Origin of the sequence: uncultured Virgibacillus sp., assembly GCF_947495635.1 — a bacterium.
Lineage (GTDB): Bacteria > Bacillota > Bacilli > Bacillales > Amphibacillaceae > Virgibacillus > Virgibacillus salarius.
This window is the reverse complement of sequence record NZ_CANMAB010000013.1, coordinates 1-13,882: the sequence shown is the minus strand read 5'-3', so window position 1 is coordinate 13,882 and position 13,882 is coordinate 1. Positions and strand designations below refer to the sequence as shown.

The window sequence follows — 13,882 nt, the reverse complement described above, 5'->3', positions numbered from 1 at the left end:
ACTGCCAATTCGTGGTGGATAAAGAAAACCCTACGGATGGAAGTTTTCACTTTATGGTATTGGAGGGACACACATTGTTAAAGGCACTACTTAAGCTACTTGTAGAACTAACCGGAAATCGATATATATCTAAGTTACTAATAGCTGTGACAACATCAAAATCTAGTCGAATGCTAATTCCTTTGTTTGTAAAAGTGTATCGGATTAATCTAGCAGAGATCAAGCTTCCACTTTCAGAATACCAGAGTCTTCATCATTTTTTTACTAGAGTACTGAAGCCGGGAAGTCGACCAATCGACAATCATGAAGGGGCTCTTGTCAGCCCAGTTGATGGTGTTATTCGTGCGTTTGGCTCGATAAGCGAGACAGAAACATATGAGGTGAAAGATAGGCAGATTTTATTAGAAGAAATGCTGGGAAGTAAAGAAAAAGCTAATCAATATAAGGACGGAAAGTATATCATTCTATATTTATCTCCGCAGCATTATCACAGAATTCATAGTCCAATCAAAGGGCATATTAAAGGGAACTGGACACTTGGAGGTAAATCCTATCCAGTAAATAGGATTGGTATAAAATATGGAAATCGCCCATTATCTACAAATTACCGCACCATTACAGAAATAGAAAGTAACAAGAAAAATATTGCAGTTGTTAAGGTTGGCGCTCTAAATGTAAATAGTATCCATCTTACCAATCAACATGAACAAGTAGAACCGGGAGAAGAGTTAGCTTATTTCTCATTTGGGTCCACCGTCATATTATTAATAGAAAACGACAACTTTCAGTTTGCAGAAGATGTATCAGCATGGCGTGAAATAAAATATGGAGAAAGTCTTGGGGTTATTGCTAACTAGCTTTCTCCCTTTTTTTCGCCCATCTTTTCCCATAAATATAAAGAATAATGATAAAAAGCATGATCCAGAATATTTTGGTGCTATGAAGAAAGACGTGCTTGATAACTTCCCAGTTATTACCTAAAATCATTCCTAAAAAAATAAATGTCGATACCCATATCATTGCACCAATATAAGCAAAAATAGAAAAATATAAATAGCGGTAGCTTGTTATACCTGCCATATAGGCGGTAATATGTCTAACCCCAGGGATGAAATAGCCGGTTAAAAGAAAAAATCCACCAAATTTTCTAAAGCTATGTTGCACCCATGTAATATTTTTTTCCGTTATATGTACTTTAGGACCAAATCGTTTAATAAACGGTAGCCCTAGTTTTTGCCCAAGAAAATAACTAATCGAGATACCTATGACAGACCCTAATATTGCTACAAGAAGTGATAAGGATAGTGACATACGTCCTGCAAATACGCTGTAACCAACGTAAGTGAGTAAAAACTCATCAGGTATTGGTAACCCAATAATACCTAAGATAAGAACAATAAAGATCCCTATATAACCGTAATGTGCAACAAAGCTCCCTAAGTCTGACATGTCCATCCTCCATCTCTATTGGCTGTTTCAATTCATTAGCTGTCTATCTGTCTATTTATCCCACATATAACTGGTAGTAAGCCCCGGTTATGCAATAAAGTGAAACCAAAATGGATAAGTATGGATCAACTGCCCGTAAATGTCCGATTGGTTCCAAGGCCTTTAGATCATACTTCTGTGGTACAAACAATCGGTGAGGGATAAACAAAACCCCCCACGCATTGAAGTTTCACTTTATTTGATAATAATCGCTTAATTTCCATTATAGATTATAACATGGACTCTATCATACTTACTATGTTGAAATAGGATTGAATAGTATGAAAGATGGTGACGGTGGCTAATAATAACGGCGGTTTTGGACTAAATAGAGAGCGTATTAATAGAATGTGCGTGCTGGGTATGTGTGAAATGAAGCCGTACCCATTATGAATGAGCGCGGCTTAATTTGCTATGAATAACAAGGTAAATGGCAATACCAACGAAGCTGATGGATGTTCCTAAAAGGAGGTGAAGCGTTTCAGAAATATGAAAGGAATGCAAAACGGTATCTGGTAAGATTAGTAATGCTAGAATAATCAACATGGCCCACGTTTTTGCCCAATATGAAATAGCTAGTAGTAAGGCGAGTGTAAGGATTGCAGTAATTATCATACCAAGCATTTCTAGATGGATAACGGGTGTTTCTATTACTTCGTTTAAAAAGATTAAACCTATGTACAAACTAATTGGCAATAGGCCAAGTACGTAAAAAATGACATATTCGACTATTTTGGAAAGATTATGTGCAGCAATATATTTAAATGCTTGAAATACACAAATGATAAAAACAGTAGCAATACTTAAGTAACCAATGATTTCTAATAGAGAATAGGACACGCTCCCCTGAAACAGGTCATTCATGATAATAAAACCAAAGGAGCCAAAAACAATAATAACAATATACGTAAACCATTCCTGATAGTCTGTTAGCATTTCATCAGAGATTTGATCCATATATGCCTTAGGCGATTGCCCAACAATGTTATCAATTGACTTGCCATCTCGCTCTGCCTCGATGAGGTGCACTTGTAATTCCTCTACGATATCCTCAATTTCATCTGCATTTTTTCCACTTGAGAATAAATAGATGCGTAAATCTTCTAAGAATCGTTTACTCTTTTTCGAAAGTACAATACGATTTGTATTCATTTCAACATCCCCTTTATGTAAATAGGCTTTATTTTGTCTCATCGCTCAGTACACGGTTTACGTTTGCTTGCAACGTTTGCCACCGCTCCATAAAATGTTGTAATTCGCTTTCACCTTTTTCTGTCAGTGAGTAATATTTTCTTCTTGGTCCAGCAGTTGATTTTTTTAAGGTTGAAGTTACTAGCTCTTCTTTTTGCATGCGCATAAGTAATGGATAGATCGTTCCTTCGCTAAATGAATGGAAGCCGTAGTCTTCAAGCTTTTCAGCTAGCTCATATCCATATACCTCTGTATCCTTAATAATTGCTAGCAGACAACCATCGAGAATACCTTTCATCATTTGAGTTGTAGACAATGGAGTAACACCTCTTTCTTTGCCTTGCATTACAAGGTAATGCAAGTATACGATTATTTACCTTGTAATGCAAGGTATTTGTTTTTGTCGTTAAAAAATAATGGAAAAGTGCATTACACAGTAGCCAGTGGAAGAGTAATTTTCATGTAAATGGTATACTAAGGGAAGAAAGGATGAGGTGGTTAACATGCAACGTTTAGTCTTTGAAAAGGCGTGGGACAAGACAATTGATTCACAGGATAGACAGGACCTCGTGAAAGCATTTGAAAAAGCAAATCAAGCAGATCATCCGGAACGGTTTATTCCATTTTGGCAAGCGCGTAATCACCGTGATGACCTTCTTATTACAGTAATCATTCAAAATCTAACGGACGATATTCTGACATTGGATGGTGTGCGTTTGACCTACGATGAAAAAGGTTATGCAATTGCTACCCATACCTTTTCAGATGCAAGGTTAACGCTTGAGCCTAGATGCAGTATGCCGTGGACATTTATTTTTCCTAAGTCTACGATACAACAAGAGCCTGAATTAGAGTCTGGTTATGTAAGAGAACGGAACTAAAGTAACTATTTCTTTAAACTAGAGGGGCCGGCTAGCCACTTCATATAGGAGGAAATGATGAAGAAGCGAACCTTAGTGATAAATCTTGATTTGGACGAAACACAGATAAACACAATAAAAGAAATAATTCCAGAATGGAGGGTAATTGCAGATAAACATTCTGAGAACGTATTGGAGCAATTATCAGAGGCGGAAGTGATTCTGCATTGGAAGAAAGCGATTGCCCCAACCATACTGGAGCAAAATACGAATTTGCAATGGGTACAAACATGGAGTGCAGGGGTGAACAGTCTTCCGCTTGCTACTTTAAAAGAAAGGAATATTGTAGTAACAAGTGCGAATGGTGTGCATGCTTATCCAATTTCAGAGACTATATTTGCTTTAATGCTTGGACTTACTCGTAAAATTCATACGTATGTTCGTCAGCAGCAAGCAAAGCTATGGCATCATGCTCACCTCAACCAAGAGATCCATGGCAAGACCATTGGAATCATCGGCGTTGGAGCAATCGGTTTAGAAACAGCTAAAATTGCGAAGGCATTTGGGATGCGTGTACTTGGTGTACGACATTCCGGAAAGCCGACAGATGATGTGGAACAGATGTATCGAGCTGATCAATTAGCTGAAGTACTTCCGCAATGTGATTTTGTCGTAATAACCTTACCGTTAACCGAGGAGACGAAGCAGATGTTTGCAGCTCAGCAATTCCAACAAATGAAGGAAACCGCCATATTAATTAATATTGGACGTGGTCCAATTATTAATGAGCAGGATCTTGTCCATGCTCTGCAACAAAAGCAAATTGCTGGAGCGGGGCTGGATGTATTTACAACGGAGCCATTACCATCAGAAAGCCCACTTTGGGATATGGAAAACGTCATTATAACACCACATACAGCTGGTTCTACTGAGCATTATGCTAAGCGCGTCATCGATGATATTTTTTTGCCCAACTTACAGCGCTATGCTAAGGGAGAATTACCAAATATGAATGTTGTTAACCTGGAAAAAGGGTATTAATGTCGCCATCGTTTAGCAGCCGATTAAGAAGCAAAGGAATGATTTAATTGAATATATTATGGGATTTTGATGGTACATTAATAGATACATACCCTCGTTATACGGAATGTTTTAAGGAGGTTTTACAGGACAAAGCGGATGAACACGAAATTTATCAACAATTAAAGATTTCGTTTGGTCATGCTATTACCTATTTTAGGATGACAAGAGAACAAGAAGAAGAGGTGAGACGTCTCATAGATCATATCTCGCCCGAAGAAGTAAATCCTTTTGAGGGGTTAGAACATGTCTTGCAATTTGCTGATACCAATGTCATTATGACGCATAAGGATCGTAAAAATTTGCTACGTGTATTAAACTACCATGGTTTAGCGTCATATTTCACGGATGTGGTGACGATCGATGATGGTTTTCCTCGTAAGCCGGATACTTCCTCATATGTTTATTTACATGAGAAATATCTGCTTGATTTAGCTGTAGGTGATCGCGAAATTGATCTGATCCCAGCAAAGAAACTAGGAATAAAAACATGCAGCTTCCAAAATCAATATATTTCAGCTGATTTCTACCTTACTAGTTATACTGATTTTTTTGAGGTTGTAAAATAGTCGTAGCACATACCCTCCTGAACGAATGGTGATATAACACCCGCCCGTTTAGATAAGTCTGTTGTACAAGGATTTATCCCACATATAACTGGCAAGAAGAACCACACTTCATGCAAGTGAAGCTAATATGGATAAGTGGGGAATCGACAGTAAATGTCCGATTTGTTTAAAGGCCTTTAGGTCATACCCTTGTGGTACAAACAATCCGTTGGGGTCAACAAAACCCTTACGGATTGAATCTTCACTTTATTAACCAATAGGATGGATGGTTATAACTTTTCCATGGTTTAGCTTCTTATGGATGGAAATACATTATATACTTCCACCCGCACTGTTTGTGGAGCTTGACTGTTTCCTTTTTTCAATTGCATTCACTCCCATGACTACAATGACGAGTTCTGCCATGCTTATATGGTTCGTGTGTTTAACTAGTTCATAAGCAGGGGAAGAAAAGAAATGATTCATTCGCTTAAACATAGCAATTTCATTACCCTTCGTATCGACAACAGTGAATGCTTTTGAGAAGGTAGGAGAAGTTATCGTATAAGTCCCCCTGCCAGTAGTTTTGTAGCTATATTTTTTTGAGAATGAGAACCAGCTTGTTTTTAATACAATTCCGAAAGAAGTCTCCATCTTCAAGCGTGTGAAGGGCGTAGCCCAACGGTAAGGGTGGTAAGTGGTGGGAGTAGCTCACTACACCAAGCACTTCGCATTGTGATCATATACCGTCCATTGATTAGAAAAGGACGCAAGCTTTCCTGAGGCTTGTTTGACCTGCTTGTCATCATATACGGCAGCTCCAGAGGAGAAAGCAGTCTTTAAATCAAGATAGCCTATCTTCTCATTATGCTTATTCTTCATAGTAGTGTAGCCGAATGATAAAAAGTTATCGGAAATAAAAACATTATTGTTCTCCATAGCTGTCACCTTCCATATCTAATGCTGGTTTACGTCCGGTATACCAAATAAACGCTCCCTTTGCCTGATCATAGGATAGATCATCTAATGTCTCCACATGGATCGGTTTCCCTCGGTTTGTTGTTGTAATGGTGGCAAGTCCTAAACGTTTTTTTAGTAGTGATTGAGATAAGTCAAATTCGATAATTTTTTCACGAGTTGTTATGACAGTAGTTAACGAAAAGCCACCGGAACGAATCTGTAGAAATTCGTCATGAATCAAAAAGCGTGTAAAATAGAAATCTAATATACGAGAAGTATATGTTAATACAAAGAGAATCGGCGAAATAATCCACCACTCAGGCTTCCAAATCATTAGTATTGCTGTAACAATTAACCAAAGCCACGGAATGCGACATAATCGTACGATAAGTGACTTCTTCGGTAAACGTTCCATTTCTGTTTTCATTTCAAAATCAGGAAGCAGCTCTTCGATTAGTGTAATCGCTCGTTTAGTTGGCAAGAATGGATACAAGGAATTAACCTCATCCCCGGAAAAATCAACTCCACCTGCGCTAATGAGCTTAACTTCTGCTAGATGTAGTATTCGTTTAAATAAGGATTGTTCGATATGGACAGCTTGCACGTTTTGTTTTCGTATCGAAAAATGCTGTTCATTGAGTATGCCCTTTCTAATATAAATACGGTTTTCATCAGAAGCTATTTCATATTTTCCATACTGAAGGTAGGTTCGTACTAATCCAAAGACTACCGCAGCAAGAATAACCAACATAATAACGATTGTTAACAATAGCCAAGAATGGATGAGGAAGTCGAAGGTCCCCTCAGCGAAGTCTGTCAGATCGTAAACCTCATTGATATTCTGAAAGACGGAAATGAGTAAAGGAATAAGCAATAAATAACTAAAGGACAACACGGAGGCCTTCAAAATATCATTCTTGCTTGGATTAAAATGGATCGTTCTTTTTTCATGATTAACCAAGTCCTCAGAGGACTCTGTTCTCACACAATCTTTTTCTGCATCTTGTTGTTTAAATTGATCCAACGTATCTTCCATACGTTGTGCTTCTTTTATTGCTAGAGCGGTAAATGTAAATGAAGCATCATTACTTTCAGCCCCAGTTTCTAACGTTAAGGACGTTAATTGAAACATGCGTAAATAAAATGGCGTATGTGATTGGACATTTTGGATACGTTGGTATGGAATAGTGTGGTGTTTTTTGGTAAATACGCCTTCCTCTATTTCAACAGCATCCTTTTTTAGCGTATAGGTTGTTTTCCACCATTTTAGAATGATAGAAAATAATGCGTAAACCAAATAAACGATAAATAGAATTCTGCCTATTTTCACCCACATAGCATCATTAGATAAGTTAATAATAAATAAAATAAAGAATATGAAGAATGTATTCTTTAGAGATTTAATATAGGAAACGGGTATCATCAGTGGATGCATTCGCTTGCTTAAATCCATTAGTATTCCACTTCCTTTATCCGCGCTAGTGTTGCAATTTGATTTCTTAGCGATATTGCCTCTTGTTCGGATAGTGCAGGAATCTGGTGGGTGGACGCCATCGTCCCGATAGAAATCGTATACAAATTGTATTTTCGTAATAATGGACCTTGTTCCAATCCGACATACTGTACTTTGGTCATCGGAATCACTTGATTATGAATGTGCCATTTACCGTGCCGTAATTTTACATACGCTTCGTCTACCCCGTATCGCCAATATTTTTGTAGCAATACAGGCTCGAAAAAGATGGACCAGATCGCAGTGATAATATCTAAAGTAAGAACAATCCATAGGACATAAGTGACCCAATTATACCAGTCAAAATGATTATCAAGTATAAGTAGGATTATTGCCATCAGTATAAAGCTTATATGGATAATGCAATTAGAGATCCGCCAGACGCGAATGGCGTCTTTGGAAATGTGTTGATCAGGTTCTTTCATGTTTGCATACATATGTTTGTCACCTTCTATCATCGAAATAATAAAATTGCTTGTCTTTTATTACGAATATGATGTTCGATTTGTTTCAATAGATTTGCGAAAGACGGTAACCGCAAGATTGAGGACGATAAGCAAGTGAATTTTTTGTTAAACTAGGAATAAGGTAGAAACGTGAAGGGAGTGAGCTTTCCATGATCGATCTTTCCTTTGAAGAAATGTGGGAGCGGATCGTCGCTTGTGATCGAATATATGATGGACAATTTTACACAGCTGTCAAGACCACAAAGATTTATTGTCGCCCATCTTGTAGATCGCGTAAGCCCAAAAAATGTAATGTAGAATTTTATGATCGAATGGATCAAGTAGAAGCGGCGGGATATAGGCCATGTAAAAGATGTCAGCCAGAGGTAGAGCACTCCCCGCATGTGGCACTTGTGCAGAGCGTTATCTCGTATTTGCTACAGCATTATAGGCAACGAATTGTCTTGCAGGATATTGCTGATCACATTGGTATGAGCTCCTATTATTTAGAACGAGTGTTCAAAGAGGAAACATCGGAAACACCTCGCACGTATTTAGAAAAAATTCGGATGGATAAGGCGGCGTATTTATTAAAAAATACTGATTTGAAGAATTTGGAAATTTGTTATCGAGTAGGGTTTCATAGCCCATCTAATTTTTATAAAGTCTTTCGTAAACATCAGCATTGTTCACCTAGTGAATATCGAGATGGCCTAATTCAGCAAGGAGGGGAACAATAAGAATGAAATGGTGCGATTGCCAAACATATATAGAAATAACCCCTCCGGAACATTTTAATTTTCATGAATGTTTGCTATTCCTTAACAGGTCAGATCAAGAGATTGTACATGTTATTCATGAGGAAGGTGTATATAAGCTGTTAAAAATAAACGATTCTATAATACTATGTCGCATTGTTTATAATGATCAGGTATTAGCCGTCCATTTTCCAATAGAGGTTCCTTCTACCGAAGAAAAGCGAGAGGTAGTGCGCTTTATTTGTGAATGGTTTGATTTAGATAGGAACGTAGAATTGTTTTATCAAGCTGCAGAACAGGATCAGTTGCTCAGCCGACTTACATTAACGTATCGGGGCTTACGCATGATTGGTATTCCCGATCTCTTTGAAGCATTAATCTGGGCAATTATTGGTCAGCAAATTAATTTAACCTTTGCTTACAAATTAAAAAGGCGATTTACAGAGAAGTATGGGGAATATATGACATTTAAGGGAAAAACGTTCTGGCTGTTTCCACAGCCAGAAAAGATTGCTATACTAACTGTCAAAGAGCTAAGAGCCCTGCAATTTTCTACTAGAAAGGCAGAATATGTTATCGGAGTTGCTAGGTTAATACGTGATGGTTATGTAACCAAGGATGACTTACAGGGAAAGGATTACGATACGATAAAGCAGGCGCTAGTAGCTATTAGAGGTATTGGGAACTGGACAGCCGACTATGTGTTGATGAAATGTTTTCGGAGAGCCAATGCATTACCAATCGCCGATGTCGGCTTGCACAATGCTCTAAAAATTCAGCTAGGCTTAGATAAAAAGCCATCAATAAAGGAAATTGAAGTAATAGCAACGAATTGGGAAGGCTGGCAGGCTTATGCTACCTTCTATCTTTGGAGGTCTTTATATGATGAACCTGTATAAAGTTGATTTTCCATCACCGATTGGTGTAATAGAGATTGCTGGAACAAAAGACACTGTTTATTCTGTGTTATTTGCTGATCGTGAAATTGTTGAATATGCTCAAACTTCGAATACGCCACAGGCTATTGAAATTTGCTATCAGCAGCTAGAGGAGTACTTTGCTGGAAAACGATTGGAATTCACGTTTCCTTATGAAGTGAGCGGAACAGCGTTTCAAAGAGAGGTATGGCAGGCATTGACGACCATTCCATATGCAAAAACGGCTAGTTATCGTGATATTGCACGGACTATCGGTAGAGAAAAGGCTGTTCGCGCAGTTGGAAGTGCCAATGGTAAAAATAAAATTAGTATTGCCATCCCATGTCATCGAATTATTGGAGCAAATGGGAAGCTAACAGGCTATGCTGGTGGTTTATGGCGGAAGGAATGGCTATTGGAGCATGAGCAACGAATCAGCTCTAGTGAAAAAATGGATTTGCTATCATGAGCAAAATAAAATTTTTTGGGTGTTATCAGAGTATATCCAACGTTTATTCGATGAACATATGGATAAAGGAAGGGTAAGGCGTTTATGTAACCCGCATATAAACTAGCAGTAAGACCTCATTTCAAGCAATAGGGTAAATTGCCAGTAAATGTCCGATGGATTTAAAGGCCTTAGATCATATCCTTGTGGTACTAGCAATCAGTGGGGGATTAACCAAAGCCTCCTACTAGCTAATTGCATTCATCATAAAATCAAATAAACCCGTTGTTCCACGAAGTTGGTCATATACTTCTTGGCAATGCCATCTGGCTAGTCCCACACTTTCCGTCTTTTGCATGATCACATAAAACGATAACGGAGTTCATTCAATATATTGTAAATTATTACGTCTCTACATCATAAATGTTCATGATAAAATGATATATGTAAAACCTTTGATACTATTGAAAGGGGCTGATATATATGCAAACCAGTTTGCTTGAAAAATCACCTCATGGTAGAGAGCGTATATCCCATGAGCTGTATGCCCTACTAGAAGAAATTGGTTCAAAGAAAAAAATGTATAAGGACTCCCATCTTTTTCATGAAGGAATGGAAGCTCATGAAATTTACCTGATTAAGTCTGGTCTGATTCAAATTAATAAGCTTACTGCAGACGGCAAGGAATTATCTCTTCGTATATGTAATCATGACGATATTGTAGGTGAGCTTACATTATTTAGTGAGAATGCCAGATACTTTCTCAGCGCGAAGGTTGTGGAGTCTGGTGAGGTCGTAATCATTAATAAGGATAAATTGGAAAAAGAACTCCTCTCTAATGCTGCCTTAACACTTGAATTTATGAAGTGGTCGGGAAACCATATGCGGAAATTCCAATCTAAAATTAGAGATCTGCTCTTGAATGGCAAAAAAGGTGCATTATACTCTACGCTTATTCGTTTATCAAACAGCTATGGTGTAACTTGTTCTAATGGTATTCTTATTGACATGGCTTTTACTAATCAAGAGATGGCTTTGTTTTGCGCAGCAAGTAGGGAAAGCGTCAATCGGATGCTTAGTAGACTTAGGAAAATGGACATCATATCCATTAATAGTAGCGGAAAAATTCTCATAAAGGATATTCAGTTCCTAAGAGATGAAATTGGCTGTGAGGATTGTCCGATTGAAATATGCAACATTAACTAAATAGATGAGTGTTTTTAAGCGTACGTATAGGAACGTTTATGGTAAGTGAGGACAACACCGAGTCGCTTCTGGGAAATTATATAGCACAGTATTACGCTAGTACAGGCTGATGAAGAATGGCATGCCTATTGCCTGTATTGGCGATCACACTGTGCTATTCTTTAATCAAAGTTATTAAGAAGCCACCTCATGAACGCCTCGATATGATTAAATATTGGATACGGATCGGAGCGTTGCTGTAATGGTAGTGATGTTATGACTGCCTGAATGTTTGTCATTTGATCCAAGAGGTGAAGGTCTTGTTCACTCCTAATGAAGACAATTTTGCTATAGTTCGCTTGCTTGTATCCTTCTATGATCAACAGCTCTATCCCCATCATTTGATAGATTTTCACTATTTGATCTACATATACAGGATTTTGATAAGATAATTGAAGCATACCATCTCCTTCCACTCCTGAGATAATTGCGCCTGCCTTTACGTGTTTTTCACTATCTTTGTTCTCCATTCCCAATGGATAACCACCATGGCCGTGATGTTTTAAGGAGGCTACTCGGAATCCTTGTTTGGAGAACGTTTTAATCATTCTGGATACAAGGGTTGTTTTTCCGCTGTTTTTATATCCGACAACTTGAATAATTTTCATATGAATCCTCCTCAACCACTGCTTACAGATGGGATGAAAGCAACCGTATCCCAGATTTTACTACGCCTTCGTTTCTAGCATATCCTTCGTTAATCGCTACATTGTTTGATCTAATCCGAGAGGATGCATGTTCTTTAGTTTTTCTTTAAAATCTGTAATTGTTATTTGTCTAACCGTAAACTTGATATTCCAAATAAAGGGTACGTTCCCTCTGCCCATTCTCGGACAGTACCAATAAATGTTGTTATTGCATCAGCTTTCCTTTTAACTAAGGCATCGACCTGAATTGGTTATTCTACAATATTAAAATAATACTTACATATCATCTAATAAAATTACCGAAATTTCACTACCCTGTTTGTATCCCCTTGTACCAGCAGGAAATTCGATAAATACATTGGCAGCCCCAAGCGAGGAGACAACGTTGGATTTATCCAACCCAATTGGGGTCGCGACTAACTTTCCTTGATGAAAAGTTAGACGGCCCCTGACAAATCTGTCAAACGGATTTGGTTTGGAGAAATCAGCACCCAATATTGCCGTTTCCTTTTTTAAAAGTGGATGAAAAGCATGGAGGAATTTTCGAATTGCCGGCCTTGTAAAAAGTTCAAAACCTACAAAACAGGCAGATGGATTCCCTGATAAACCAAATAACAGCTTGCCTGTTTTTTTTGCAACAGTTGTGACACTGCCAGGACGCATTCCCACTTTATTAAATAGAATTTCTGCTCCCAGTTCTTTATAGATATCCTGCATATAATCGTAATCTCCGACTGAAACACCACCGGTAGTTATTAAAATATCGACCTGATCCAATGCCTGTTTCACTTGCTCAAAGCAGGCTGTGAAATGATCACTGAACTGACCAAAATAATAGGGTTCCCCTCCTGCTCGTATTACTTGTGATTGAACCATATAAGCATTACTATTTCTAATTTTACCTGGCTGTATTTCTTCATCTAACTCTAATAGTTCACTACCAGTTGCAATAATTCCGACAGTCGGTTTTTTGCTTGTGGGAACCTGCTTATAACCGAAGGTGGCTAATAAGGCAACTATTCCTGGACTGATATAGGTGCCTTTTTTAGCTAGAACCTCTCCAGATTTGGCATCCTCACCGGTAAAGGAAATATTCTCTCCTTGTTGTAGCCTTCGTTTAATTTGGATGTATCGTTTTCCACAAGCTTCATACTCTTTTACAGATTCAAACATAATAACGGCATCGCAACCATTGGGGACTTGCGCACCTGTCATGATTCGTACGGCTTGCATTTTGCCAACCTTCCCAGTAAATACGCTCCCTGCACCAATTTCTGCAATAACTTCATAGTTTTGAGGATGGGTACTAGCAGCAGCTTCTGTATCCTTAGAACGAACTGCAAACCCATCATAGGGCGAGCGATCAAAAGGAGGGATGGGATGATCAGCTACCAAATCGTCTCCAAGGAAATGTCCGTAGCTTTGATGGATAGGGATGTAATGGATACTTCCCTGGGGAGCATATTTGATTACACGTTTTAATGCTTCGTTCACTTTAATTGATTTTCGACGTTCAACCATTATTGTAACCTCCTAAACTACTAGTTTCTTATAGAAATTTTGTGCTTGTGTCATAGAATTCGTTCCATGAATGAGGCTCCTGCCACCTTTAAAAAAGACAATGCGTTAGAGTTCCTATTTCATGAAAAGCAAAAGGAATTTACCCCCTTACTAAATTGATAGCCTAATTGAATTGTTTTTGTACTAAGTTAAGAAAGTATAAAATCAGTGCAATGACTGCGTTAAGCCAAGTAGTTATTTTGAAATGTTTGATGTATATT

18 protein-coding genes and 1 pseudogene are annotated in these 13,882 nt (G+C 38.1%); 8 read left to right on the top strand and 11 right to left on the bottom strand.

Annotated features, from left to right (window positions below; all coding sequences use genetic code 11):
* Window positions 1–74: 74 nt before the first annotated feature.
* Window positions 75–857, top strand: a complete 783-nt coding sequence (locus tag Q1A47_RS04835) for a phosphatidylserine decarboxylase (RefSeq protein ID WP_026682348.1) — start codon at window positions 75–77, stop codon at window positions 855–857.
* Here Q1A47_RS04835 and Q1A47_RS04830 read toward each other — a convergent pair.
* From Q1A47_RS04830 to Q1A47_RS04815, 4 genes are all read right to left on the bottom strand, one after another.
* Complete coding sequence (locus Q1A47_RS04830; RefSeq protein WP_308036003.1) at window positions 850–1,449, bottom strand: DedA family protein; 600 nt, start codon at window positions 1,447–1,449, stop codon at window positions 850–852. The genes Q1A47_RS04835 and Q1A47_RS04830 overlap by 8 nt on opposite strands.
* Before the next feature lie 55 nt (window positions 1,450–1,504).
* On the bottom strand, window positions 1,505–1,639 hold the full coding sequence (locus Q1A47_RS04825) for a hypothetical protein (RefSeq protein ID WP_299630943.1): 135 nt from the start codon (window positions 1,637–1,639) through the stop codon (window positions 1,505–1,507).
* 236 nt (window positions 1,640–1,875) lie between these two features.
* Window positions 1,876–2,640, bottom strand: coding sequence for an HAAS domain-containing protein (locus Q1A47_RS04820; RefSeq protein ID WP_121604128.1), 765 nt, complete (start codon window positions 2,638–2,640; stop codon window positions 1,876–1,878).
* 28 nt (window positions 2,641–2,668) lie between these two features.
* Window positions 2,669–2,980 carry a PadR family transcriptional regulator gene (locus Q1A47_RS04815; RefSeq protein WP_121605812.1) on the bottom strand — a complete coding sequence of 104 codons (312 nt, stop codon included), beginning with the start codon at window positions 2,978–2,980 and terminating at the stop codon, window positions 2,669–2,671.
* Window positions 2,981–3,182: 202 nt separating this feature from the next.
* On the opposite strand from Q1A47_RS04815, the gene Q1A47_RS04810 reads away from it, so the two are divergent.
* From Q1A47_RS04810 to Q1A47_RS04800, 3 genes are read left to right on the top strand one after another with little or no spacing between them, the layout of a single operon-like run.
* Window positions 3,183–3,560 (top strand): SLAP domain-containing protein, encoded by a 378-nt coding sequence (locus tag Q1A47_RS04810; RefSeq protein WP_051388404.1) that lies wholly within the window; start codon window positions 3,183–3,185, stop codon window positions 3,558–3,560.
* A gap of 57 nt (window positions 3,561–3,617) precedes the next feature.
* On the top strand, window positions 3,618–4,580 hold the full coding sequence (locus Q1A47_RS04805; RefSeq protein WP_166529981.1) for a D-2-hydroxyacid dehydrogenase: 963 nt from the start codon (window positions 3,618–3,620) through the stop codon (window positions 4,578–4,580).
* A gap of 47 nt (window positions 4,581–4,627) precedes the next feature.
* Window positions 4,628–5,188, top strand: a complete 561-nt coding sequence (locus Q1A47_RS04800; RefSeq protein ID WP_026682345.1) for an HAD-IA family hydrolase — start codon at window positions 4,628–4,630, stop codon at window positions 5,186–5,188.
* 312 nt (window positions 5,189–5,500) lie between these two features.
* On the opposite strand, the gene Q1A47_RS04795 is transcribed toward Q1A47_RS04800, so the two are convergent.
* Genes Q1A47_RS04795 through Q1A47_RS04780 form a run of 4 tightly spaced genes read right to left on the bottom strand, consistent with a single transcriptional unit; the run spans window position 5,501 to window position 8,077 of the window.
* Window positions 5,501–5,821, bottom strand: a complete 321-nt coding sequence (locus tag Q1A47_RS04795; RefSeq protein WP_026682344.1) for a hypothetical protein — start codon at window positions 5,819–5,821, stop codon at window positions 5,501–5,503.
* Window positions 5,822–5,881: 60 nt separating this feature from the next.
* Complete coding sequence (locus tag Q1A47_RS04790) at window positions 5,882–6,106, bottom strand: hypothetical protein (protein WP_166529982.1); 225 nt, start codon at window positions 6,104–6,106, stop codon at window positions 5,882–5,884.
* Window positions 6,093–7,580, bottom strand: coding sequence for a PH domain-containing protein (locus tag Q1A47_RS04785; protein WP_166529983.1), 1,488 nt, complete (start codon window positions 7,578–7,580; stop codon window positions 6,093–6,095). Before Q1A47_RS04785 ends, Q1A47_RS04790 begins: the two co-directional genes overlap by 14 nt.
* On the bottom strand, window positions 7,580–8,077 hold the full coding sequence (locus Q1A47_RS04780) for a PH domain-containing protein (RefSeq protein WP_026682342.1): 498 nt from the start codon (window positions 8,075–8,077) through the stop codon (window positions 7,580–7,582). The genes Q1A47_RS04785 and Q1A47_RS04780 overlap by 1 nt, the downstream gene beginning before the upstream one ends.
* 179 nt (window positions 8,078–8,256) lie before the next feature.
* Between Q1A47_RS04780 and Q1A47_RS04775 the strand changes: the two genes are divergently transcribed.
* The 4 genes from Q1A47_RS04775 (at window position 8,257) to Q1A47_RS04760 (ending at window position 11,415) form a co-directional block, all read left to right on the top strand.
* Window positions 8,257–8,826, top strand: a complete 570-nt coding sequence (locus Q1A47_RS04775) for a bifunctional transcriptional activator/DNA repair enzyme AdaA (protein ID WP_034679446.1) — start codon at window positions 8,257–8,259, stop codon at window positions 8,824–8,826.
* Between the two features lie 2 nt (window positions 8,827–8,828).
* On the top strand, window positions 8,829–9,743 hold the full coding sequence (locus tag Q1A47_RS04770) for a DNA-3-methyladenine glycosylase (protein ID WP_166529984.1): 915 nt from the start codon (window positions 8,829–8,831) through the stop codon (window positions 9,741–9,743).
* Window positions 9,727–10,230, top strand: coding sequence for a methylated-DNA--[protein]-cysteine S-methyltransferase (locus Q1A47_RS04765; RefSeq protein ID WP_211911246.1), 504 nt, complete (start codon window positions 9,727–9,729; stop codon window positions 10,228–10,230). Before Q1A47_RS04770 ends, Q1A47_RS04765 begins: the two co-directional genes overlap by 17 nt.
* 462 nt (window positions 10,231–10,692) lie before the next feature.
* The gene (locus tag Q1A47_RS04760) at window positions 10,693–11,415 is read left to right on the top strand and encodes a Crp/Fnr family transcriptional regulator (RefSeq protein ID WP_051388403.1); all 723 of its coding nucleotides are present in this window, start codon (window positions 10,693–10,695) and stop codon (window positions 11,413–11,415) included.
* A 161-nt stretch (window positions 11,416–11,576) separates the two neighbouring features.
* Here the strand turns inward: Q1A47_RS04760 and mobB are convergent, their stop codons facing one another.
* The 3 genes and pseudogenes from mobB to glp form a co-directional block, all read right to left on the bottom strand.
* Window positions 11,577–12,062 (bottom strand): molybdopterin-guanine dinucleotide biosynthesis protein B, encoded by a 486-nt coding sequence (gene mobB, locus Q1A47_RS04755; protein ID WP_034679445.1) that lies wholly within the window; start codon window positions 12,060–12,062, stop codon window positions 11,577–11,579.
* A 175-nt stretch (window positions 12,063–12,237) separates the two neighbouring features.
* Window positions 12,238–12,349 (bottom strand): annotated as a pseudogene (locus Q1A47_RS04750) (molybdenum cofactor biosynthesis protein MoaE); the annotation flags it as partial.
* Between the two features lie 28 nt (window positions 12,350–12,377).
* Window positions 12,378–13,622, bottom strand: coding sequence for a gephyrin-like molybdotransferase Glp (glp, locus tag Q1A47_RS04745; RefSeq protein WP_166529985.1), 1,245 nt, complete (start codon window positions 13,620–13,622; stop codon window positions 12,378–12,380).
* Window positions 13,623–13,882 lie beyond the last annotated feature (260 nt).